Source organism: Massilia horti (assembly GCF_004614195.1).
GTDB classification, from domain to species: Bacteria; Pseudomonadota; Gammaproteobacteria; order Burkholderiales; family Burkholderiaceae_D; genus Telluria; species Telluria horti.
On record NZ_SPUM01000130.1, the window covers coordinates 1 to 22,755 of the forward strand.

Consider the following 22,755-nt stretch of genomic DNA (forward strand, 5'->3'; position numbering starts at 1 on the left):
ACCGCGTGCGCACAGGTGCGCACCCTACGACGGCCAAAACAAAAGGCACCCGCAGATGCCTTTGTCGTGAAGTGTTGAACGCTCAGATGTACGCCGCCAGCGAACCTTTCATCTTCTTCAGCGCCGCCGCCTCGATCTGGCGGATGCGTTCGGCCGACACGCCGAATTCCTCGGCCAGCGTGTGCAGCGTCGCGCCCGAGCCGTCGTCGTTGGCGAGCCAGCGCGCCTCGATGATGCGGCGCGAACGCGGGTCGAGCTTGGACAGCGCGCTTTCCAGCCCTTCGGACTGCAGGCGCGTGACTTCCTCCGCCTCGATCACCTTGGTCGGTTCCTGCTGGTCCGACGACAGGTAGGCGATCGGCGAGAACTTGTCGTCATCGTCGTCGGTCGGCGCTTCGAGCGCGATGTCGCGGCCGGACAGGCGCGTTTCCATCTCGATCACGTCTTCGCGCTTAACGTCGAGCATCTTGGCCAGTTCGTCGACCTGGCCCGGCGTCATCGCGTCCAGGCCCTGCTTGTTGCTGCGCAGGTTGAAGAACAGCTTGCGCTGGGCCTTGGTCGTCGCGACCTTGACCAGACGCCAGTTCTTCAGGATGTATTCGTGCATCTCGGCCTTGATCCAGTGCATCGCGTACGACACCAGGCGCACGCCCTGGCCCGGGTCGAAGCGCTTGACCGCCTTCATCAGGCCGATGTTGCCTTCCTGGATCAGGTCGGCGTGGGGCAGGCCGTAACCGAGGTAGCCGCGCGCGATCGACACGACCAGGCGCAGGTGCGACAGCACCAGCTTTTGCGCGGCTTCCAGGTCGTTCTTCTCCCGCAGCCGCTGGGCCAGCGAGACTTCCTCCTCCTGGCTCAGCATCGGCAGGCGGTTGACAGCCGAGATGTAGGCGTCAATGTTGCCGATATTGCCGGAGAAGCCAAGAGCACGACTGCCGGCTGGAACCAATGCGGATTGTGCGGACATAATCTTTTCCCTCGTAGTGTAATCGTTGCTGCGTGAGAGGCCGTTTCAGAACGGGCATGGCTGGCTTGCGACTCCTTGCCCTGCGCATTCTGAAACAACCTCTAAGTCAGTCTGCTGCGGAAAAAGTTCCCGAAGACATGACTGTTACGGCCGTTACCCTCGCTGGCGGCAGTTGTCGGACACTCTGCCGTCATGCTGTCAGGTCATATATTAGCACTCTCCTGTGGTGAGTGCTAGCAACCTCAACGGACCGACGATGGGCCTTTAAGCCTGGCCAAAGTTGTTGCCATCAAGAAGCAAAAAAATGGCAGATTCAACTGTAGAGTTACACGCAGAAACTCTTATTGAGATAGATCAAGCGTTTCGTTCGAATTGCTGGAACTGGGTGTAACGACAGGTTAAAGGCGCGCTAACCGGACTTCTGTTGGATCACGCACGTTCGCGACCCAGTATAGGGTGTGATGCCGGGAGGTAAAAGCGAAGTTCGTAGAAGGATTTCTTCGGAAAAACAGAAGGATTGCCTGAACGGCAGCACGACTTGGCGGAGGCGTCGTAGGGTGTGCAGCTTTGCTGCGCACGCGGTTCGCGAACGCAGCGTAACGAAGCGGCAGCCGCAAGTCGGCACACGGTGACCGCGTGCGCACAGGTGCGCACCCTACGATGCCTCGGCAGTCAGTTCAGGCGTGCCAAATGCCGCTGCACCGACAGCATCGCGCCAACCAACCCCAACCCGGCGCTAATCGCGAGCAGCCCCGCAAGCGCCGGCGGCGCCAGCGCCGTCAACTGGAACTCGGACGCATACAGGCGCGCAAACTGCGCAATCTCCGTGTTCAGGGGCCGCAGCGACAGCGCCACCGCACCCAGCGCGATCGCGCCGGCGCACAAGCCAAGCAGGGCGCCAGTGTAGTAGAACGGGCGATGGATGAAGTTATCCGTCGCGCCCAACAGCTTGGACACCGCGATCTCTTCGCGCTGGGTCAGCACCTGCAGGCGGATCGTGTTGAACACGACGGCAATCACCACCATGCCCAGCGTGATCGCGAGCAGCAGCAGCACCAGCCGCAGCACCCCAAGCAGCGCGGCCAGCCGCTTGACCCAGGCCGAGTCGACCTGCACCGTGTCCACGCCCGGCAGCGCGCGCAAGGCCTGGGCAATCGTGTCGATCCGCGCCGCGTCGCCTGCGCTGGCGAAGCCTTCGAGCTTGATCACATAGCTGTCCGGCAGCGGATTCTCGCCCAGCGTCTCGATCACGTCCGCCAGCCCGCTCTTGTCCTTGAGCGTAGCCAGCGCCTGCTCGCGCGGCACGAATGCGATTCTTGAGCGGCCGTTCTTGACGATGCCGGCCAGCCGCGGCGCGACCGCCTGCGCCTGTTCGCGCGTGGCGTCCGGCTTCATGAACAGGCTGATCTCGGGATCGACCGACAACTGTTCCGACAGCGGCCGCACGTTGTCGAGCAGTGTGAGCCCGGCGAATGGCAGTGCCAGCGCGATCGCGATCACGACCACGTTGAACAGGAAGCTGCCCGGGGCCTTGCGCACGTTGGCAAGCGCCGCGCCGAGCGCGAAACGGTGTTGACGCAGCCAGATGCTCATGCCGCGCCTCCCGCAAGCGCGCCCGCTTCGAGCCGGATCACACGTGCGCCCGAGCCGAGCACCTGCTCATCGTGGGTCGAAATCATGCAGGTCACGCCCACCGAATTGAAGGCGCGCAGGGCCTCGATCACCTTGTCGGCCGCCACCCGGTCGAGGTTTGCGGTCGGCTCGTCGGCCAGGATGATCTGCGGACGGTTGACGATCGCGCGTGCGATCGCCACCCGCTGCTGCTCGCCGCCCGACAGTTCCATCGGGTTGGCCCTGGCGCGTTCGAGCAGCCCGACCTTGTCGAGCGCCGCGCGCGCGCGCTGTTCGGCATTGGACGTCAAAGCGCCGGTCACGATCAGCGGCAGCATCACGTTGGCCAGGATGTCGCGGTCGTTGAGCAGGCGCTGGTGCTGCAGCACCAGTCCCAGGTTCCGGCGCAGGAAGGGCACCGCGGATTTTTTGATCTTGCTGATGTCATGGCCGTTCACGATCACCTGTCCGCTGGTCGGGCGTTCGACCGCCGCGATCATCTTCAGGAGGGTCGACTTGCCGGCGCCGGACGGGCCGGCCAGGTAGACCAGCTCGCCCTTGGCGACACTAAGGGAGACGTCGTGCAGCGCGAATGCGGCGGATGAGTATTTTTTCGAGACGGACTTAAATTCGATCATGGGCCTTTATCCGAGCAGCGCTTCGACGAATTCCTCGGCCTTGAAGGGCTGCAGGTCTTCCAGCTTTTCGCCGACCCCGATGAAGTACACCGGCACCGGTCGCGTGCGCGCGATCGCGGCCAGCACGCCGCCCTTGGCGGTGCCGTCCAGCTTGGTGATGATCAGGCCCGTGAGCTGCAGCGCGTCGTCGAACGCCTTGACCTGGGCCAGCGCGTTCTGGCCGGTGTTGCCGTCGATGACCAAGAGGACTTCGTGCGGCGCGCCTTCCATGCCCTTGCCGATCACGCGCTTGATCTTCTTGAGCTCTTCCATCAGGTGCAGCTGGGTCGGCAGGCGGCCGGCGGTGTCGACCATGACCACGTCCATGCCCCGCGCCTTGCCAGACTGGACCGCGTCGAACGCCACCGCGGCCGGGTCGCCCGAGGCTTGCGAGATCACCGTCACGTTGTTGCGCTGGCCCCAGACCATCAGCTGCTCGCGGGCGGCGGCGCGGAAGGTGTCGCCGGCGGCCAGCAGCACCGACTGCTCGTAGGTCTGCATGTGCCGCGCCAGCTTGCCGATGCTGGTGGTCTTGCCGGCGCCGTTCACGCCGGCGATCATCATCACCAGCGGTTCATGGCGGCCCAGCTCCAGCGGCTTTTCCAGCGTGCGCAGCAAATCGATCATCAGCTCCTTGAGCGCGTTCTTGACCGCGGCCGGATCGAGCAGCTTGTCTTCCTTGACCTTGCGGCGCAGGTTGTCGAGCAGGTACTGGGTCGCGTCCATGCCGGCGTCCGACATCAGGAGCGCGGCCTCGAGTTCCTCGTACAGGTCCTCGTCAATGCGCGCGCCGACGAACAGCAGCGACAGGTTGTTGGAGGTCTTGGCCAGGCCCGCCTTCAGGCGCGCCATCCAGGAGGTCTTCCTTTCGGCTTCCGTGGTCGGGCGCTCGGCGGTCTCGGGGAACAGCTCGGCTTCGGGCGCGGCTTGCGGCGCTTCGGCCTGGCCGTTTGCGCCGAACCAGCGGCGCAGCAGCGACGGCTGCTCGGGCGCTTGGCTCGAAGCGGGAGCGGGAGCGGGAGCGGGCTCGGGTGCGGCGCTTGGCGCAGCTTCGGGCGCGGATTGCTCGACTGCTGCCTGCTCGGCTTCAGTTTTTTTTCTCTTGAAAAAACTAAACATTCGTTGGTTTGGTGCAGGAGACTGCGTGAAAAGGCCCGCAACAAGCGGGTATCAGGAATCGGGTCGCGCGTATTTTACCAGCAGGGGAGTAATTCTCCGCCACATGTTTGCTTGTCAAGGCCACCCGACTGAACAAAAAGCGGGGTCAGGTGGTCTTATGCTGAGCAGGCGCAAACTGCGCCCGCGCAAAGCGGTTTTTGCAACGCGACAGCTATCCCAACCGTGCGCGGCTGGAAAACCTTTCTTAACTGGTATAGATTACGAACAAAAGTAGAAAAACAGATGGGACCGATCGTGAAAATTTCCAGATATCTTAAACGGATCATCGCCGGCGATAAGGTCGTGGCCAACGGCGCGCAGGCGGTACGCAGCGTGATCGCCTGGCTGTTCATCGCGCTGGTCGCACTGTTCCTGACCCATCCCGGCGGCGAACCGCCCAGCATCTACGACAAGCCGCTGCCGATGCCACCGGGGCTGGAGAGCGCCCCGGGGCTGGTGCCATAAGGGGCAGTCAAGCCTTGGCCGCCTGCGCGTTCTTGCGGATCGTCGCCAGGCTCGCGTTCGGCGTGATCAGGTCGGCGTCATAACGCAGCTCGATCAGGGCCGGCACCTGCTGCCTCGTGTGCGCAAGCGCGCGTGCCAGCGCCGGCGCGAAGTCCTCGGTGCGGTCCACCACCTCGCCGTGCGCGCCATAGGCCTTTGCCAGGGCCGCGAAATCCGGATTGCGAATCGTCGTTCCTGACACCCGGCCCGGATACTCGCGTTCCTGGTGCATGCGGATGGTGCCGAACGTCCCGTTGTTAAACACGATGAACAGCACGCCGGCCTGGTACTGCACGGCGGTGGCCAGTTCCTGCCCCGTCATCATGAACTCGCCGTCGCCGGCGAAGGCGACCACGGTGCGCTCCGGGTCGACGATCCTGGCCGCCACGGCAGACGGCACCGAATAGCCCATCGCGCCGCTGGTGGGCGCCAACTGCGTGCGCATCGGGCCATAACGGTAGAAGCGGTGCGCCCAGGTCGCGTAATTGCCGGCGCCGTTGGTGATGATCGTATCGCGCGGTAGTGCCTCCATCAGCTCCTGCACCACCTGCCACAAATTGAGCGGCGCCTCGCCTTCGCGGAACACCGGGGGCTCGGCCTGCCATGCCTCCAGATCGGCCTTCGCTTCGGCCACGGTGTGGCGCCACGCGCTGGCGTCGAGCGGTTCCATCGCGGCCAGCATGGCGGTCACCTGGGGCGCGCCGCTGCAGATCATCAGGTCGGCCTGATACACGCTGCCCAGCTCCTCCGGATCGGCATGGATGTGGACCAGGCGCTGGCGCGGTATGGGTGCCGAGAGCAGCGAATAGCCACCGGTGGTCATCTCGCCCAGACGCGGGCCGATGGCGATGACCAGGTCCGCGTCCTTGACGCGCGCCGCCAGTTTGGGGTTGATGCCGATGCCCACGTCACCGGCGTAGTTCGGATGCGTGTTGTCGAGCAGGTCCTGGAAGCGGAATGTGCACCCCACCGGCAACGCGTTGGCCATGGCGAACTGCTGCAGGTCCGCACATGCCTGGGCGTTCCAGCCGCCACCGCCCAGCAGGACGATGGGCCGGCTGGCCGCGGCCAGCATGGCGCGCAGCGTCTCGATCTGCGCGGCGGACGGTGCGGCCTGTACCGGCTGGTAGCGGCGGGTATCGGCCACCGCCGCTTTGGTGACCAGCATGTCCTCCGGCAGGGCCAGCACCACCGGGCCCGGACGGCCGCTGGTCGCCACCTGGAATGCGCGCGCGATGTATTCCGGGATGCGCTCGGCGCGGTCGATCTGCGCCACCCACTTGGCCATCTGGCCGTACATGCGGCGGTAGTCGATTTCCTGGAACGCCTCGCGGTCCATGAAGTCGCCGCCCACCTGGCCGATGAACAGGATCATCGGGGTCGAATCCTGGTAGGCCGTGTGCACGCCGATCGAGGCATTGGTCGCGCCCGGCCCGCGGGTGACGAAGCAGATCCCGGGTGTGCCGGTCAGCTTGCCGTAGGCTTCGGCCATGAACGCCGCGCCACCCTCCTGGCGGTTGATCACGAAGCGGATGTCCGAATCGTGCAGCGCGTCGAGCACGTCGAGGTAGCTTTCGCCGGGCACGCCGAAGGCAATCTCCACGCCGTGGATCTGGAGCGCATCGACCAGGATCTGGCCGCCGGTGCGGGATGGAAACGTCATGGTTCAGTCATCCTTGTTGGTTCAATACCTGAAATTCTATGCGAGCGGCTCACAGCAGGCTTTTGAAATGGCGACACAAAATTACAGAAAACGCGGCGCCTCGACGGTATGATGCTCGGCTTGTTTGTTTGATATGGTGAAAGCGATGTACAAGTTCCTGTTTCCGCTGTTGCTGTCCCTGCCTTTTGGCAGCGTTTACGCCGCCGATGCCGCGTCCGAATGCGTGACCGACCTCGACGCCATTGCCAAATACTTGCCGGCGAACGATACCGGCGCGGCAGCCGAGCTTGACCATCATGGAAAGGCGATCGAGGAAGCGTTCCGCAAGGCCCAAGGGGAAGCCGCCAAGGCCGCTGACCTGGCCGCCTGTGAAACCGTCCTGAAAGGCTATCTGCGCGCGTGGCGGCCGGGACACTTGACGGTGTCGACCGAAGGCAACTCCCCCTTTGGCGCCGGGCCGGCCGCACAAGACAAGGCGCAGGCCGATGCGCGCGCCCCGGTCTTCAAGGTGCTGGACAAGGACACGATCCTGTTCGCCTTCGGCACTTTCGACCCCCGCTACAAGGGCGCGGTCGAGGCGCTCATTTCCGGGCATCGGGCCGAGCTGGAAACGCACAAGAACTGGATCATTGACGTGCGCAAGAACAATGGCGGATCGGATTCGACCTACACGCCCTTGCTGCCGTGGCTGCTGGATGGGGAATACGTCTTGCACAGGATCGAATGGCTGGCGACGCCGGACAATGCGATTGGCCATACGGCAGTTTGCGAGCTGCTCGGCGACACTGAGTCTTGCCCCAAACATATGGAGCCGGTGGTGCGCGCGGTACAGGGAGGCAAACCTGGCACCTATGTGATGTCAAGCGACGAACGCATTACCTACATTCGCCAGGAAAAGCTTGAGACTCACCAGCCGGCGCGCGTGGCCGTGTTGGTCGATAACGAATGCGGCAGCAGCTGCGAGCAGTTCCTGCTGGCAGTGCGCGGCAGCTTCAAGGTCAAGCTGGTCGGCCGGCCCACCTACGGCTCGCTCGATTATTCCAACATGCGTCCCCATAAGCTTCCATCCGGCAAGCGCACCTTGATGTACGCAACGTCGCGCTCGTTGCGCCTGCCGCTGATGCCGATCGACCAGATCGGCGTGCAGCCGGACGTCCTGCTGCTGCCCAAGCCGGTTGACGACGCCGCCCACGATGCCGAAGTACGGCAGGTGCAGCGCTGGCTCGCCGGCGGCACGCTGCGGCCGCAGTGACCAGTGGTGGCTGCATCGGTTAAAATACATTCCGTGAAGCAGGCCAGACAGCCGCTGGTCGACGCCGCAAGGCGTTGGCGGGAGGAAGGTCCGGACTCCATAGAGCAGGGTGACGGTTAACGGCCGTCCGCCGAAAGCCTTCGGGTATAAGGCGAGGAATAGGGCCACAGAGACGAGCGTATTAAGTTACGGTGAAACGCGGTAACCTCCACCTGGAGCAATTCCAAATAGGCACGCGTTGATGTTGCTCGCGGAGCGTGCGGGTAGGAAGCTTGAGCGCCGGAGTAATTCGGCGCCTAGAGGAATGGCTGTCATAGCGGGCAACCGCTACACAGAATCCGGCCTATCGGCCTGCTTTACTTGAATTCCCACCCCCTGGGGAGGCACGATGCAGCAATACATTCTTGCCCTCGACCAGGGCACGACCAGTTCGCGCGCCATCCTGTTCGACCGCCAGGGGCAGGTCCATGCCACGGCGCAGCGCGAATATCCCCAGCATTTCCCCCAGCCCGGATGGGTCGAGCACGACGCGCTCGACATCTGGAACAGCCAGCTAGCCTGCGCACGCGAGGTGCTGCGCCAGGCCGGGGTGTCGGCCGAACAGGTGACCGGCATCGGCATCGCCAACCAGCGCGAAACCACGCTCGTGTGGGACCGCGCTAGCGGCGCGCCGATAGGCCGCGCGATCGTCTGGCAGGACCGGCGCACCGCCGAGGCCTGCGACCGCCTGCGCGGGGAAGGCAAGGCAGAACTCGTCCAGTCCAGGACCGGCCTCGAACTGGACGCCTATTTTTCCGCGACCAAGCTGCAATGGCTGCTCGATCATGTGCCAGGCGCCCGCGTGCGCGCTGAACGCGGCGAACTGGCCTTCGGCACCGTCGACAGCTGGCTCGTGTTCAAGCTGTGCGGCCGCCACGTCACCGACGCCAGCAACGCCGCGCGCACCATGCTCTTTAATATCCACACCATGCGCTGGGACGAGGACTTGCTCGATCTGTTCGGCATTCCCCCGTCCCTCCTGCCGGAGGTGGTCGCGAGCTCGGGGGCGGTGGGCGCGGCTGATGAACAATGGTTCGGCCGCCGCATTCCCATCGCTGGCATCGCCGGCGACCAGCAGGCGGCAACCTTCGGCCAGGCCTGCCATCGCAGGGGCATGGTCAAGAACACCTATGGCACCGGGTGCTTCATGCTGATGCACGCGGGCGAACGGCCGGCCGTTTCGCACAACCGCCTGCTGTCGACCGTAGGCTGGAAGATCGACGGGCGCACCGATTACGCGCTCGAAGGCAGCGTGTTCATGGGCGGTGCCACGGTGCAGTGGCTGCGCGATGGGCTGGGCATCATCAGGCAGTCGGGCGAGGTCGAGGCGCTGGCGCTCTCAGTCCCCGACAGCGGCGGCGTCATGCTGGTCCCCGCATTCGTCGGCCTTGGGGCGCCGCACTGGGACCCGTACGCGCGGGGAACGATCGTCGGCATGACGCGCGGGACCACCGCCGGCCACATCGCCCGCGCGGCGGTGGAAGCGATCGCGTACCAGAGCGCCGAGCTGCTGGCGGCGATGCAGAAGGACGCAGACTGCGCGGTGTCCGAGGTGCGGGCCGATGGCGGCGCCGCGCGCAATGACATGCTGATGCAGTTCCAGGCCGACCTGTTGAAAGTGCCTGTGATCCGTCCGCAGGTGACCGAAACCACCGCCCTTGGCGCCGCTTATCTTGCTGGTCTGGCGCTCGGGTTCTGGCGGACGCAGGAAGAAATCGCCGCACAGTGGCGCGTCGAACGCCGCTTCGAGCCACAGATGACGAGCGCGCGGCGCGACGAGCTCATGGCGCGCTGGGCGCGCGCCGTCGAGCACGCGAAGTCATGGGCCGTGCCCGAATCGGCTTGAATGCGAGGGGAGATCAGATGCCGCTCCTGTTTTTGTTGTTTTTCCTTTCGACGAATGCGCTGGCACGGGCGTCAATCGAAGATAGTATTCGTGAAATTATCGAAGCGGATAGCCCGGGAATCTTTCGTTCCCAGAGAATGGATTCATATATACCTGATGCACTCGCCAGTCAGACGATATTCGAATTGATGGGGCCAGCCCAGACTCCCATCGTGGAGGGATCTTCTGAGCCTCTTTTGGATGCATGCCGACTGCATAGCTGCGTGGAAAAGCTCGGTGCGATCGTTGACCTGAACAGAAGGGTAATACTTGGACTCGCCTTGCATCACTATCACTGCCATGATGGCTCCGCTGGTGTTAGCCAGGGCAGCGCCGGCTCAGCAAGCCGGGCGGTTGAATGTGATAAGACGCCGACAAATACGATTTTTATCGTCCAGCGTCCCGGCGTGACTGAAGCAACGGAGTCTGGCACTCTACAACGACTGCGGGCGTGGGCAGCATCAAAAGGCGATGGTCGCGAAAAGTTGCACTTTATTCGAATGCTATGATTCGCCCCGTTTTCGACCATTACATTTGGAGACCAGCTGTCGCCATTCCTCCAAGGAAATGGCATTCGCTCCGTTGCGCCGTTCGATAATCAGACTGATTCCCAAGATTTCTCCTCGTTAGCCGCTGCCTGATGGCGAGCAGGGATTTTGCTAAACGTATTAAGCTTGGCCGGTCCGGCGTTCGAATCGTCCAAACCGCAGCGCCAGCGCCGGCATCACCAGCAAATTAAGCAGCGTCGACGTCACCAGCCCGCCGAGGATCACCACCGCCATCGGCCCTTCGATCTCATTTCCGGGTTCTCCGGTCGTCACCGCCAGCGGCAACAGGCCAAGCCCTGTCACCAGCGCCGTGATAAGGATCGGTGCCAGCCGCTCGCTTGCGCCCAGCGTGGCGGTTTCGGCATTCCATGGATGGCCTTCCACCTGCACCAGATGCTGGTAGTGCGAGATCAGCATGATCGAATTGCGCAGCGTGATGCCGAACAGCGTGACGAAACCAACCATCGACCCGATCGACAGCACGGCGCCCGTTGCGAAGACGGTGAGCGCGCCGCCCACCAGCGCAAACGGCAGGTTGGCCAGCACCAGCAGCAATGCGCGCGTGCTGCGCAAGGCCAGGAACACGAGCACGCAGATGATCACGGCCACGACGGCGAAGTTGATGATCAACTCTCGCTGCGCCGCTGCCTGCGCCTGGGCTTCGCCTGAAAAGGCCACGTCATACCCGGCCGGAAGCTTGATATCGGCTGCGATCCGCTTGCGTGCTTCGGTCACGAATTCGCTGACGGTGCGGCCGTGGACCTGCGACGTCACGGTCTGCAGCCGCTGGCCACCCGAGTGCAGGATCAGGTAGCGCCCGTCGGTCTGCCGGATATCGGCCAACCGGCCCAATGGGATCATGGCGCCGTCCGCGGTGCGCAGCGGCAGGTTGCCAACCTGTGAGGGGCTGCGGCGAGCTTCGTCCGCCAGCATCACTGCCACGCCATACACCGCATTCTCTTCAAAGACCTGGGCGATTTCAGCACCGCCGTAAGCGGCCTGGATCGCGTCCATTACGTCCAGCGGCGCCAGGCCCCAGCGCGTGAGCTGGTCCTGCCGCAGCCGGATCGACAGTTCCGGCAGCGCCGGCGGCGCCTGCACGGTGACGGCCGCAGCCCCTGGCACGCCATTGAGCGCCTTGGCGACCGAGCGGCCGAGGCGGTCGAGCACGTCGAGGTCGGGGCCGAACACGTTGACGATCACCGGCGCTGTGTAGCCGGATATCGTCTCTTCCACCCGCTCGGTCAGGAAGGTCTCGGCGCTGAACAGCAGGCCGGGGAAGTTGGCCAGCTTGCCGCGAATGTCCGCCATCGCCAGCTCCTGCTCCTCGGCGCCCAGGCCGGGCTTGAGGTCGACTTCGAACTCGCTGTACTGCGGGCCGAACACGTCGACGCCGCGCGCCGTCCGACCGACGCGTTGCGCCACCGAGCGCACCGACGGGATCTCGAGAAGTGCTTTGCTCACGCGCGCGCCGACCCGCATCGACTCCTGTATCGAGGTGCCGGGCGCCGCCTGCATGTGGACGATGAAGTGGCCTTCATTTAGCTCCGGCAGGTAGACCCTGCCGAAGAACGGCAGTGCGATCAACGCCGGCAGCAGGAAGCCGAGAAACGCGACGAGGGCCAGCCCCCAGTGCCGTTCCACCTGTCTGAGCATGCCGGTGTAACGCTCTTTGAGCCAGCGGTTCACGCGCGGCTCTTCCTTATCCTCTTCATGCCCGGCCAGCATCGCGTAGCAGAGCGCAGGGGTGACGGTCAGCGCAACCACGAGCGAAGCCATGATCGCGAGGATGTACGCGATGCCCAGCGGCGCGAACAGCTTGCCCGCCACGCCCGAGAGGTTCAATACCGGCAGGAAGATCAGGGCCACGATGAAGGTGGCGTAAATGACCGCGCCGCGCACTTCGGTGGAAGCGCCGATTACGACCTCGATCGCAGGCCTGGGTTGCGGCAGCTGGCGGTTTTCGCGCAGGCGCCGGTAGATGTTCTCGACGTCGATGATCGCATCGTCCACCACTTCGCCCAACGCGATCGCCAGGCCGCCGAGCGTCATCGTGTTGAGCGGCACGCCGAAGTGGTGGAGCACGATCACGGCGGACAGCAGCGACAGCGGAATGGCGGTGAGCGAGATGAACGCCGTTCGCACGTTAAACAGGAACAGGAACAGCACGATCACGACCAGCGCGCCGCCGACCAGCAGCGCAATGCGCAGGTGGTCGATCGAGGCTACGATGAAGTTCGCGGGCCGGAACAGGTCGGCATGCAGCTCGATGCCGCGCGCTTCCAGCGCCGGACGCAATTCGGCCAGCGCCGCTTCCACGTTCTTGGTAACCGAGACGATGTCCGATCCGTACTGGTTGCTGATCATGAGGACGACGCCCCGCCCGCCCTGGATATTGGCGCCGCTGACCGGCACCTCCTGCCCGACCACCACTTCGCCGATGTCCGCGAGCCGCACCGTCGCGCCGTTCTTGTGCAGCAGCGCGACCTGCCCGAGCTGCTGGGCGCTGGTGGACTGGCCGATCGTGTTGACCACCAGGCGCTGGTTCGCCGTATCCAGCACGCCCGCGCCGCGGATGCCGGTTGCGCGCTGCGCCGCCTTGACCACGTCTTGCAGCGACAGCCCGTACTTGACCAGTTTGTCCGGCTGGACCCGCACCTGATACTGCTTGATCTCGCCGCCGTAGATGCCGACGTCGGACACGCCCTGGCTGCTCAGCAGCCGCGGCCGGATCGTCCAGTCGGCCACGCTGCGCAGCTCCATCAGGGAGAGCTTCTTGGAGGTGAGCCCGATCCCCAGCACCAGGTTGCTCGACGAGCTCAGCGGCGTCATCGCCGGCGCGGCCACGCCCGCGGGCAGGGTTCCGGCCACCGTCGTGAGTTGCTCGGCGACGGTCTGGCGTGCGCGGTGGATGTCGGTGGCGTCATTGAAGATGAGCGTGATCACGGACACGCCCGCGATCGACTGCGAACGCATCGATTCCAGCCCGATCGCGCCGCCCAGCACGTTTTCGATGCGCTGCGTGACAAGCTGCTCGACCTGGTCGGCCGACAGGCCCGGCGCCTCGGTCTGGATCGTCACCAGTGGCGGGGTAAATTCAGGGAACACGTCCAGCCGCGATTGGCTGAGCGCGTAGATCCCGTATCCAAACACCAAGCAGGCCAGGGCCAGGATCACGCCGCGCAGGCGTACCGAAAAGTCGATGATTCGAGTGATCATGTCGCTGGCGCTTTACTTATTCAGCAGGGCGCGGCTTTCTTCGGACAGCAGCAGTTGCGCGCCCTGGGTGACCACCTGTTCGCCGGCCTTGAACCCGCGCGTGACCATGAAGTCGCCATTGGAAGGCATGCCTTGCTCCACCGCGCGCCGCTCGAAACGGGTGTCGCTGGTCCGGACAAAGGCCCAGGGCTGGCCGCCGTACCAGACGATTGATTCGGCCGGAATGCGCAAGCCTGCCTGCGCGCCGCTCAAGTGCGCCATGACGCGCGTGCCGGCTGCGATCGGAGCGGCCGAGCGGTAGATGAACGGGTGGCCCTGTACGCCAGGGTCGGTCTGCGGCGCGCTTGACACCCGCGTCGCCGTGAGCGGCTCGTGGTTATCCGTCTGCACTGCCAGCGCTGGCGGCGCCTGATCAACGGATGCGAACACGAAGCGGACCAGCACTTCGCGCCGGGCCGCGAACGGCGCCAGCCGCGGGGAGGAGGGCGAATCTGCCCAGGTCGCGAGGACTGGTCCGAACTGCTGCCGCAATGCCGCGGCCACCGAATCGAGGTTGGCCCGGGCCGTGTTGGCCCGCGCTGCCGCTTCCGCTTCCGCCGCCTGCGCCGTACCCAGCGCCCTGAGCGAGACGTTCTGCTGGTCGTGGTAGAGCGCCTGGACCCGCTTGGCTTCGGCGCCGTTTGATGCCAGCAGCTGCCTTGCCGCGCTCAGTTCCGCCGTCATTGCTGCGTGGCGCGCGGCCAGTTCCACCAGCGGCTGGGCATCGATCACCACGCCGTAGACTACCGGGCCGTTCGCCTGCGTCGCCGCGCCGATTGGCTGAGTGACGATTCCGCTGCGCTCCTGCGACACCCGATCCACCGTCAGCGTGGTGACGCCCTTGACCACTTCGATGCCCACCGTGCTCGGTACCGGCGCCTCGCGCGCCTGTTCCCTGGCGATCTCCTCGCGGCTCAACCAGTATCCGCCGACCAGCAACAGGGCCAGGATGGTCGGCGCCAGCAGCAGCGCGCCTCTAAAGATGGTTTTTTTCGATACGCTCATTTGGCCGGCGGGTTGGGAGGCAAAGGGATCATGGTGGAGGTAAGCGGCAGCTGCATCGCGTCTTCGATCTGTCCGAGCGCCTGCTGCACCTGGAACGTCGCATCGAACTGGGCGAGTCGTGCGGCCAGCTCGGCCTTTTCGGCCAGTACCAGCGCCATGCGGTCGTCCGCGCCCAGTTCGAGCGCGCGCCCGGCGACGCCCAGCTGCCGGCGTTGAACGGCGAGCTGCGTTGCGGCCTGCTGGAAAATCGCGTGCGCGCCGTGGTAGGCGACGAGCGCGCTGTCGGCATCAAAAAAGGCTTTGGCCTCGAGCTGCCGGACCTTGGCTTCGGCTTCCTGGCGCCGCGCGCGCGCTTCGGCGATCGGGCCTTCGTTGCGATTAAAGATCGGCAGTTCTATATTACTGAGGTCGAAGCCCAGCTTGTCCGCGCCCTGGTCGAAGGTGTATGCGGGGCCAAGATGCAGGTCCGGATACTGCTTCGCCACCTCGCGCTGGAGCGCCGCCTGGCTCGCCTCGTATTGGGCCAGGCCAGAGCGCACGTCGGCCCGGCCCAGCAAGGCCTGGCGCCGGATCGCTTGCGCAGGCGGCTCGGGCGTCTGCCGGTCGAATGCGGCGAGGTCAAGCTGGGCGTGCGCGAACGCGTCCGCCTTCAGGCCGAGGATCGCGGCCAGCTTGACCCGGGCGGCGAGGGCGTCGCGCTCCGCTGCGAGTGCGTCCCGGGTCGACTGCAGCGCGGCCAGCCGCTGCTGGTTCAGTTCCCACGCCGAGGCATAACCCTCGGCGAGCCGCTTCTCGAGCATCGTGCTCAAGGTTTGTTCAAGTTCGGCCTGACGCCGCACCAGCTGGGCCTTTCCGGACAGGGACCACAGCGCGAGCAGTTGCGTGCGCAGCTGGCTCCGGACATCCCACGCCGCGCCCGCCAGTTGCAGCTGTGCCGATTGCGCGAGCTGGGCCGCCTCGCCCATCCGGTAGCCGCGCTTGCCGGCAGTTTCGATCGGGATGTCGAGCAGCAGCCCGAGCGTCCATGGCGAAATCCCCGCCATCTGGTTGAGCGTGCGCTGTGACGACAGGCCGAGCACCGGATTGGGGCGCTGGGCCGCGGTGATCTGCGCGGCGTCGGCGCTCGCCAGCCTGGCGCGCGCGGCCTGGAGATCGGGGTTGTAGAAGAAGGCGACCAGCGTGAGCGCGTCCAGATCCCATTGCGCCGGCGGCCATGCCTTGTCTGGGTAGTGGGCCTGGACGAAGGCGCGCAGTTCGGGCGAGTCGAGGGAATGGGCCTCGATCTGACTGGCGATGCCGTCGAGGGATACCGGCCGCGGGTCGTAACGTTGGTGAGCGCAGGAAGAGAGCAGCAGGCATAGCAGCGCCACCGCCGCTTTGCCAAGCTGGCGTTTTGTGGCCGTGCCACGCGCAGACTGCCTTGGCTCGAATGATTGGCTCGGGCTTGGCAAAATTCGGGCTCCCTGATCTCTCCGGATCATGCACCGGGCTTGCCCAAGTGCATGTTTAAAGAGCCAGATTGTACAGGGAGAAATAGCTTTTTGTTAAGCGCAAGTAATTACGGCGTGCGCGCAAGCGACAAGATAAAGTTACGAGTGCGGCGGAGGATCGTAGGGTGCGCACCTGTGCGCACGCGGTTCGCGAACGTAGCGGACTCGCACAGCAGCCGCAGGCCCCCATACGATGACCGCGTGCGCACAGGTGCGCACCCTACGATGCTGCACGTGTTCCGGTCATTTCGTCAGAATCCGATGCGCCCTTTGCCCGGAGTGGTCTTGAGCCGGATATCTTCTGTGAGAACATGCTCGCGCCCGGCCGCCACCGCATGGCCCAGTGCGTCAAGCAGCGTCTTGCGCAGGTCGCGCGGCGAGACCGACGCCAGTTTGTCCAGCACGGCAGCGGCCAGCTTGTCCTCGAACGCCGGCAGGTTCATTTCGCGCAGCAGGCCCGCATAGATGCGCTGCGCGATCCCCGCCGCCTGCTCCGGCGTGGGCGCCGGCACTTCGTATACCGCCATCCGGTTCAGCAAAGGATGCGGAATGCCTTCCGTGCTGTTAGCAGTCAGTACCCAAAAAATCTGCGAGGCGTCGATTTCGACGTCGATAAATTCGTCGCGAAACGCGCAGGCCGTTTCCGGTTCCAGCAACTGGTACAGCGCCGCCAGCGGATCTGACTGGCTCGAGCCGCTCGCTTTTTCCACTTCATCGAGCACCAGCACCGGATTGGCGAATTGTCCGCGCACCAGCCGTTCGGCCACTTTGCCGCATTTGGCCCCGCGCCAGCTCGCCGAGCTGCCGGTGATGACAAAACCGGCGGTCAGCGCATTCATGCTAATTAATTCACAGTCGGTCTGCATTACCTTGGCCAGGCGTTTGGCAAAGTGCGTCTTGCCGACACCCGGCCCGCCCAGCAGCAGGATTGGCATGACATTAAAGCCCCGGTCGCCCATTTGGGCCAGGCGCAGGTAGCGCGACAGGTCGTCCAGCACTTCGTCGAAATTCGGGCATTCCTCGAACAGCGGATCGAGGGCGTCAACGGAAGAGGGAGTGGTAACGAAACGTTCGGCCCCAGAATCGAGCATGCGTTCGTAGAACGCTTCGAGTTCGGGTGACCGCCCGCGGCTTCGGTCGAGCGCGCCTTGTACTTCGTTCAAGTCGTAGACGGCGCGGGTCCGGGCGAGGGTGATGCTCACAGCTATCTCCTTTTGCGGCGAAAAATTGCTCGCCAGCGCAGGCTCGCTCACGCCAACCGCTACCAGGACCGCTGAGCGAGCCGAGAACGGTCCGGGTCATCGCTTGGTCTCATCCTAAACCTTCGCGCGTGAATCTGCAATTTGGAACAGCAGAGCGTGGCTGACAGGTTCGCGCGGTGCTGTGACAGACCAACCACCTGTCATTTTGAAGATGTAAGTAAACGTAAAACTCGCGTGAAACCCGCTTCAAACCCATGTGTACAGATGAGGTAGCACTTTCACTGTCTTTTCTAAGTGTCTAATTTTACGGGATATTTTTACTTTACCTAACTTCAGCGAAGCGCGCTAAGTCCTTAATTTAATTGGAAAATTTCGCATTTTCCAAGTGTGAATTCGCTTGACCACGGTCAATGCTTCCTCTAAAGTGGGAAATGGTGGCAAAAAGTGTAGTTTTGTGGGGGGAATTGAACACCCCGGACACCCAAAACAACTAAACTGATAACTCTCCAAAACCAGGTACAACGTGTTTCAGGGCGCGTCAGCAATCAATCTCGATGCAAAAGGGCGGATGTCAATACCGGCCAAGCATCGTGACGCCCTCGCGCAGCAGTGCGAAGGCCGCATGACGCTGACCAAGCACCCGCACGGCTGCCTGTTGTTTTTCCCCCGTCCGGTCTGGGAACAGCACCGCGAGCAAATCGCCGCGTGGCCGATGCAGGCGCGCGCGTGGCAGCGCATTTTCCTCGGGAACGCCTGCGATGTCGAGATGGATGGCGCCGGGCGCGTGCTTATTTCGCCTGAATTGCGCGCCGCAGTCGGGCTGGACCGGGAAGTGATGCTGCTCGGGATGGGTAGCCATTTCGAAATCTGGGATGCCGCCAAGCTGGCCGAAAACGAGGCGCAAGCCGTGGCCGGTGGTATGCCCGATGTTCTTTCTAATTTCTCCTTCTGAGGCACCTGTGACGACTCCATTGACGGTGCCCGGTTTTCAGCATCGTACGGTGCTGCTAGACGAAGCGGTCGACGCGCTCCAGTTGGATGGCGCGCGTGCGTCCGGTATTTATATAGATGGCACGTTCGGCCGCGGCGGTCATAGCCGCCTGATCCTGTCGCATTTGGACGACACCGGCCGCCTGATCGCGTTCGACAAGGACCCGCAGGCGATTGCGACAGCCGAACAGGTCAACGATCCGCGCTTTTCCATCGTTCATGAAAGTTTCGCGACGATGAAACAAGCGCTGGCGGCGCGCGGCATTAGCCAGGTCGACGGCATCCTGCTCGACCTGGGCATCTCGTCGCCGCAGGTGGACGATGCCGCGCGCGGCTTTTCGTTCCGCCAGGATGGTCCGCTCGACATGCGGATGGACACGACGCGCGGGATGTCGGCGGCCGACTGGCTGGCGAGCGTGCCAGAACAACAATTGGAAAAGGTGATACGCGATTATGGGGAAGAACGGTTTGCTTTTCAGATTGCAAAGGCGATTGTTGCTCGCCGGGCAATCGAGCCAATTTCAGGCACACGGCAGCTTGCCTCAATCGTGGCAGACGCGGTCAAGACTCGCGAAAAGGGCAAGGATCCGGCAACCCGGACCTTTCAGGCTATCCGGATTTTCATCAATCAAGAGCTTGAGGACCTCGAAGTCGGCCTGAGCGCCGCGTTTGACATGCTCGCCCCCGGCGCGCGCCTGGCCGTGATCAGCTTCCATTCGCTGGAAGACCGCATGGTCAAGCAGTTCCTCGCTTCCAAGGCCAAGGTCGAACAGCCCGACCGCCGCCTGCCGATCCGCGCCGCCGACCTGCCGCAACCGCAGATGAAACTGGTCGCCAGGATCAAGCCGTCCGACGACGAGGTCGACGCCAACCCGCGCGCCCGCTCGGCGGTGCTGCGCGTGGCCGAACGCCTGGGAGGCGGGGCATGATCGGCAAGATCAACGTCGTGCTCACCACGCTCCTGGTCGGCTGCGCGCTGTCGGTCGTGAACGCGCGCTACCAGGCGCGCCACCTGTTCATCGACCTGGAGCGCCTGCAGCAGCAACAGCGCCAGCTCGACATCGACTGGGCCCAGCTCCAGCTCGACCAGTCCACGCTCGGCAAGAATGAGCGCATTGAGCAGATCGCGCGCACGGAGCTGAACATGACGCCGCTGACCCCTGCCCGTACCCAGTATTTGACGGAGGGCGGCAAATGAAGCGCTCCAACGGGAACAGCAGCTCGCGCGTCGCCGCCTCCAAGGGCGTCGCGTTTTCCAAGAGCCCGGTGCTGGCCATGCGCCTGCCGGACTGGCGCTCGCGCCTGGTGCTGATCGCGCTGTTCGCGGCCTTCCTTGCGCTCGGCGGCCGCGCGCTGTGGCTGCAGGCGATGTCGACCGAGTTCCTGCAAGAGGAGGGCGCGCGGCGCTACCAGCGCACGCTCGAGCTGCCCGCGATCCGCGGCAAGATCCTGGACCGCAACGGCCAGGTGCTCGCCTCGTCGCTGCCGGTCAAGGCGGTGTGGGCGATTCCCGAGGACGTGCTCAAGGCGCCGCCCGAAAAGCTGCGCGAACTGGCGCGCCTGCTCGAGATGCCGGAAAGCGACCTGCGCAAGAAGCTCGATTCGGACCGTACCTTCGTGTACCTCAAGCGCCAGGTCGAGATGGATGTCGTCGCGCAGATTGAAAAGCTCAAGATCGACGGCATCGACACACGCAAGGAATATAAGCGCTTCTACCCGCAGGGTGAGGTGATGACCCACATGGTCGGCTTTACCAACGTCGAGGACGTGGGCCAGGAGAGCATCGAGCTGGCGCAGCAGAAGGCGCTGGTCGGCCAGCCCGGCAGCCGCCGCGTGATCAAGGACCGCCTGGGCCGCATCATCGAGGATGTCGGCCTGTCGCGCGAGCCGCACGACGGCAAGGACATCACCCTGTCGGTCGACAGCAAGCTGCAGTACATCGCCTTTACCAACGTGAAGGCCGCGGTCGAGAAGTTCAACGCCAAGGCCGGCGCGGCGGTGGTGCTCGACGTGCACACCGGCGAAGTGCTGGCGCTTGCTAACTGGCCCAGCTACAACCCCAACGACCGCCGCAACCTGACCGGCGAGCAGCTGCGCAACCGCGTGATTACCGACACCTTCGAGCCCGGTTCGACCTTGAAGCCGTTTGCGGTGGCGCTCGCGCTCGAGACCGGACGCGCGAAGCCCGACACCGTGATCGACACCGCGCCCGGCCGCATCGTGGTCACCGGCAAAACCATCCGCGACTCGCATGCGCACGGCCTGCTGACGGTCAGCCAGGTGATCCAAAAATCGTCCAACGTGGGCGTGATCAAGCTCGCGCAGCAAATGCCGGCGCAGGAGATGTGGGAGCTGTTTACCAAGGTGGGCTTCGGCCAGGCGCCGCGTTTCGGCTTTCCCGGTGCAGTGGCGGGGCGGGTGCGGCCGTACAAATCGTGGCGTCCGGTCGAGCAGGCAAACATGGCCTTCGGCCATGGTCTTACCGTCTCGCTGCTGCAACTGGCCCGCGCGTACATGATCTTCGCGCGTGACGGCGACATCATTCCGCTGTCGTTCACCAAGGTGACCGAACAGCCCGTGGGCCAGCAGGTGATCTCGAAGAAGACCGCGGCCGAAATGCGCGAAATGCTCGAATCGGTCGTAAGCCCCGAGGGCACCGCACCGAAGGCGCAGATCGCCGGCTACCGCGTGGGCGGCAAGACCGGCACCGCGCAGAAAGTGATCGACGGACGCTATTCGCAGACCCGTTACGTCGGCTCGTTTGCCGGCATCGCGCCGATGTCGAACCCGCGCTTCATCATCGCCGTCATGGTCGACGATCCGCGCGCCGGGTCGCACTACGGCGGCGACGTCGCCTCGCCGACCTTTGCTGCACTGGCCGCCAGCGCACTGCGCGCGGCCAACGTGCCGCCCGATTCGTCGGTCACCGACATCATCATCCCGGAACATCCTCTAGAGGAGAGCATGTGATGGCCATGAGCCTGCACGACATCTGCCAGTGGATCCGAGCCGCCGCACCAGGCGGCCGACTCGTTTCGGACTCGCGGCGTGTGCAACCGGGTGACGTGTTTTTCGCCTATCCGGGCGAGGCCAGCGATGGGCGCCAGTACATCGCCTCCGCCATCGGACAGGGCGCCGCCGCCGTCGTGTATGACGAGCGCGGCTTCACGTGGGACGAATCGCTGGCGACAGCGCACCTGGCCGTGGCCGACCTGAAGAAGAACGCCGGCCCCATCGCGCACGCCTGCTACGGCGCGCCAGATGCCGGCATGTTTACCGTCGGCGTCACCGGCACCAACGGCAAGACCTCGATCGCGGTCTGGATCGGCCAGGCGCTGGCCCGGCTGGGCGAAACGGCCGCGGTGATCGGCACCCTTGGCGTGGGCCTGTTCAAGGGCCGCGGCGAAGCCGAGTTCGATGCCACCGGCTACACCACGCCCGATGCCGTGCTGCTGGCCGAAAAACTGGCCGGTGCGCGCGACGCTGGCGCGGGCGCGCTCGCGATCGAGGTGTCGTCGATTGGCCTGGAGCAGCACCGCACCGCCGGCATGCACTTCGACGTGGCGATCTTCACCAACCTTACGCGCGACCATCTGGACTACCACGGCGACATGGCCAGCTACGAAGCGGCCAAGCTCAAGCTGTTCGAGTGGCCGGGCCTGAAGCAGGCGGTGATCAACCTGGACGACCCGGCCGGCCAGCGCTTCGTCGCACGCCTGGCAGCGAGCGGCAAGGCACCGCCGGTCACCGGCTACACCTTGAAGAGCGAACACGAACAGCCGGCCATCGACGGCGTGGCGATGCTGCGCGCTGTGCAGCCGAAGAGCCGCAACGCCGGCACCGAGTTCCATCTTCAGTCGCCGTTCGGCGAGGCCAACGTGAAGACGAAACTGGTTGGCCACTTCAACGTCAGCAACGCACTGGCGGTGCTCGGCGCGTTGCTGGCCAAAGGCGTGCAGTTCAAGAGTGCGATCGAAGCGTTGGAAGCGCTCGAACCGGCGCCCGGCCGCATGCAGCAGATCGGCGGCCAGGACGCGCCGATGGTGGTGATCGACTACGCGCACACGCCCGATGCGCTGGAAAAGACGCTCGAAGCCCTGCGCCAGGTGGCGCAGGAGCGCGCCGGCCAGCTGTGGTGCGTGTTCGGCTGCGGCGGTGACCGCGATCCGGGCAAGCGTCCCCAGATGGGCGCGATCTCGCAGATCGCCGACCAGGTGCTGGTCACCAGCGACAACCCACGCAGCGAAGAGCCGGGCGCGATCATCGCCCAGATCGTCGCGGGCATGGACCAGAACTATGCGGCTTCGCGCTTACAGGCGATCGAAGACCGTGCCGCCGCGATCCTGTACGCGATCAAACACGCTGGCAAGCAGGACGTGATCCTGCTGGCCGGGAAGGGCCACGAGCCCTATCAAGAAATCAAAGGCAAGAAGATTCCATTCTCCGATGCCGACCATGCAGCGCTGGCCTTGACGGCGCTGGCAACGATGATGAGGACACACTGAA

18 protein-coding genes and 1 other RNA gene are annotated in these 22,755 nt (G+C 64.4%); 10 read left to right on the top strand and 9 right to left on the bottom strand.

The genetic code is table 11. The features are described 5' to 3' along the window. Positions 1-82 precede the first annotated feature (82 nt). From rpoH to ftsY, 4 genes are all read right to left on the bottom strand, one after another. The gene (rpoH, locus tag E4O92_RS19505; protein WP_206076910.1) at positions 83-967 is read right to left on the bottom strand and encodes an RNA polymerase sigma factor RpoH; all 885 of its coding nucleotides are present in this window, start codon (positions 965-967) and stop codon (positions 83-85) included. A gap of 672 nt (positions 968-1,639) precedes the next feature. After that, a complete protein-coding gene (ftsX, locus tag E4O92_RS19510; protein ID WP_135191329.1) occupies positions 1,640-2,560 on the bottom strand; it encodes a permease-like cell division protein FtsX in 921 nt (306 codons plus the stop codon). Next, on the bottom strand, positions 2,557-3,216 hold the full coding sequence (locus E4O92_RS19515; RefSeq protein ID WP_135191330.1) for a cell division ATP-binding protein FtsE: 660 nt from the start codon (positions 3,214-3,216) through the stop codon (positions 2,557-2,559). The genes ftsX and E4O92_RS19515 overlap by 4 nt, the downstream gene beginning before the upstream one ends. Positions 3,217-3,222: 6 nt before the next feature. Next, a complete protein-coding gene (gene ftsY / locus E4O92_RS19520) occupies positions 3,223-4,374 on the bottom strand; it encodes a signal recognition particle-docking protein FtsY (protein ID WP_135191331.1) in 1,152 nt (383 codons plus the stop codon). A 294-nt stretch (positions 4,375-4,668) separates the two neighbouring features. On the opposite strand from ftsY, the gene E4O92_RS19530 reads away from it, so the two are divergent. Next, entirely contained in the window at positions 4,669-4,878 is a 210-nt protein-coding gene (locus E4O92_RS19530) for a hypothetical protein (protein ID WP_135191332.1), read from the top strand. Positions 4,879-4,885: 7 nt separating this feature from the next. Here the strand turns inward: E4O92_RS19530 and E4O92_RS19535 are convergent, their stop codons facing one another. Further along, positions 4,886-6,580, bottom strand: a complete 1,695-nt coding sequence (locus E4O92_RS19535) for a thiamine pyrophosphate-binding protein (protein ID WP_135191333.1) — start codon at positions 6,578-6,580, stop codon at positions 4,886-4,888. 145 nt (positions 6,581-6,725) lie between these two features. Here E4O92_RS19535 and E4O92_RS19540 point away from each other — a divergent pair, with 145 nt between their 5' ends. From E4O92_RS19540 to E4O92_RS19555, 4 genes are all read left to right on the top strand, one after another. Continuing rightward, positions 6,726-7,832, top strand: a complete 1,107-nt coding sequence (locus tag E4O92_RS19540) for a S41 family peptidase (RefSeq protein WP_167759836.1) — start codon at positions 6,726-6,728, stop codon at positions 7,830-7,832. Between the two features lie 35 nt (positions 7,833-7,867). Further along, positions 7,868-8,194: RNase P RNA component class A (rnpB, locus tag E4O92_RS19545), an RNA gene on the top strand. Positions 8,195-8,220: 26 nt separating this feature from the next. Next, positions 8,221-9,717: a glycerol kinase GlpK gene (glpK, locus tag E4O92_RS19550; RefSeq protein ID WP_135191335.1), complete on the top strand. Its 1,497-nt coding sequence runs from the start codon at positions 8,221-8,223 to the stop codon at positions 9,715-9,717. A 17-nt stretch (positions 9,718-9,734) separates the two neighbouring features. Then, positions 9,735-10,265, top strand: coding sequence for a hypothetical protein (locus tag E4O92_RS19555; RefSeq protein ID WP_135191336.1), 531 nt, complete (start codon positions 9,735-9,737; stop codon positions 10,263-10,265). A gap of 159 nt (positions 10,266-10,424) precedes the next feature. On the opposite strand, the gene E4O92_RS19560 is transcribed toward E4O92_RS19555, so the two are convergent. From E4O92_RS19560 to E4O92_RS19575, 4 genes are all read right to left on the bottom strand, one after another. Next, positions 10,425-13,523: an efflux RND transporter permease subunit gene (locus tag E4O92_RS19560; RefSeq protein ID WP_135191337.1), complete on the bottom strand. Its 3,099-nt coding sequence runs from the start codon at positions 13,521-13,523 to the stop codon at positions 10,425-10,427. Positions 13,524-13,535: 12 nt separating this feature from the next. Beyond that, positions 13,536-14,567, bottom strand: a complete 1,032-nt coding sequence (locus tag E4O92_RS19565) for an efflux RND transporter periplasmic adaptor subunit (RefSeq protein WP_135191338.1) — start codon at positions 14,565-14,567, stop codon at positions 13,536-13,538. After that, entirely contained in the window at positions 14,564-15,937 is a 1,374-nt protein-coding gene (locus E4O92_RS19570; RefSeq protein WP_167759837.1) for a TolC family protein, read from the bottom strand. The genes E4O92_RS19565 and E4O92_RS19570 overlap by 4 nt, the downstream gene beginning before the upstream one ends. A 371-nt stretch (positions 15,938-16,308) precedes the next feature. After that, positions 16,309-17,259 (bottom strand): AAA family ATPase, encoded by a 951-nt coding sequence (locus E4O92_RS19575; protein ID WP_135191340.1) that lies wholly within the window; start codon positions 17,257-17,259, stop codon positions 16,309-16,311. Between the two features lie 523 nt (positions 17,260-17,782). On the opposite strand from E4O92_RS19575, the gene mraZ reads away from it, so the two are divergent. The 5 genes from mraZ to E4O92_RS19600 are packed head-to-tail and all read left to right on the top strand — an operon-like array spanning position 17,783 to position 22,754. Further along, complete coding sequence (mraZ, locus tag E4O92_RS19580; RefSeq protein ID WP_135191341.1) at positions 17,783-18,211, top strand: division/cell wall cluster transcriptional repressor MraZ; 429 nt, start codon at positions 17,783-17,785, stop codon at positions 18,209-18,211. After that, on the top strand, positions 18,198-19,178 hold the full coding sequence (gene rsmH, locus E4O92_RS19585) for a 16S rRNA (cytosine(1402)-N(4))-methyltransferase RsmH (protein ID WP_167759838.1): 981 nt from the start codon (positions 18,198-18,200) through the stop codon (positions 19,176-19,178). Before mraZ ends, rsmH begins: the two co-directional genes overlap by 14 nt. Further along, positions 19,175-19,447 carry a cell division protein FtsL gene (gene ftsL / locus E4O92_RS19590; protein ID WP_135191343.1) on the top strand — a complete coding sequence of 91 codons (273 nt, stop codon included), beginning with the start codon at positions 19,175-19,177 and terminating at the stop codon, positions 19,445-19,447. Before rsmH ends, ftsL begins: the two co-directional genes overlap by 4 nt. Further along, complete coding sequence (locus E4O92_RS19595) at positions 19,444-21,219, top strand: peptidoglycan D,D-transpeptidase FtsI family protein (RefSeq protein WP_135191344.1); 1,776 nt, start codon at positions 19,444-19,446, stop codon at positions 21,217-21,219. The genes ftsL and E4O92_RS19595 overlap by 4 nt, the downstream gene beginning before the upstream one ends. Further along, positions 21,219-22,754, top strand: a complete 1,536-nt coding sequence (locus E4O92_RS19600) for a UDP-N-acetylmuramoyl-L-alanyl-D-glutamate--2,6-diaminopimelate ligase (protein ID WP_135191345.1) — start codon at positions 21,219-21,221, stop codon at positions 22,752-22,754. The genes E4O92_RS19595 and E4O92_RS19600 overlap by 1 nt, the downstream gene beginning before the upstream one ends. Position 22,755: the final 1 nt, after the last annotated feature.

Bases quoted from the DNA above. Each gene is read 5' to 3' on its own strand.
- rpoH (WP_206076910.1), bottom strand. From the start codon at position 967: ATGTCCGCACAATCCGCATTGGTTCCAGCCGGCAGTCGTGCTCTTGGC.
- ftsX (WP_135191329.1), bottom strand. From the start codon at position 2,560: ATGAGCATCTGGCTGCGTCAACACCGTTTCGCGCTCGGCGCGGCGCTT.
- E4O92_RS19515 (WP_135191330.1), bottom strand. From the start codon at position 3,216: ATGATCGAATTTAAGTCCGTCTCGAAAAAATACTCATCCGCCGCATTC.
- ftsY (WP_135191331.1), bottom strand. From the start codon at position 4,374: ATGTTTAGTTTTTTCAAGAGAAAAAAAACTGAAGCCGAGCAGGCAGCA.
- E4O92_RS19535 (WP_135191333.1), bottom strand. From the start codon at position 6,580: ATGACGTTTCCATCCCGCACCGGCGGCCAGATCCTGGTCGATGCGCTC.
- E4O92_RS19540 (WP_167759836.1), top strand. From the start codon at position 6,726: ATGTACAAGTTCCTGTTTCCGCTGTTGCTGTCCCTGCCTTTTGGCAGC.
- glpK (WP_135191335.1), top strand. From the start codon at position 8,221: ATGCAGCAATACATTCTTGCCCTCGACCAGGGCACGACCAGTTCGCGC.
- E4O92_RS19555 (WP_135191336.1), top strand. From the start codon at position 9,735: ATGCCGCTCCTGTTTTTGTTGTTTTTCCTTTCGACGAATGCGCTGGCA.
- E4O92_RS19560 (WP_135191337.1), bottom strand. From the start codon at position 13,523: ATGATCACTCGAATCATCGACTTTTCGGTACGCCTGCGCGGCGTGATC.
- E4O92_RS19565 (WP_135191338.1), bottom strand. From the start codon at position 14,567: ATGAGCGTATCGAAAAAAACCATCTTTAGAGGCGCGCTGCTGCTGGCG.
- ftsL (WP_135191343.1), top strand. From the start codon at position 19,175: ATGATCGGCAAGATCAACGTCGTGCTCACCACGCTCCTGGTCGGCTGC.
- E4O92_RS19595 (WP_135191344.1), top strand. From the start codon at position 19,444: ATGAAGCGCTCCAACGGGAACAGCAGCTCGCGCGTCGCCGCCTCCAAG.
- E4O92_RS19600 (WP_135191345.1), top strand. From the start codon at position 21,219: ATGGCCATGAGCCTGCACGACATCTGCCAGTGGATCCGAGCCGCCGCA.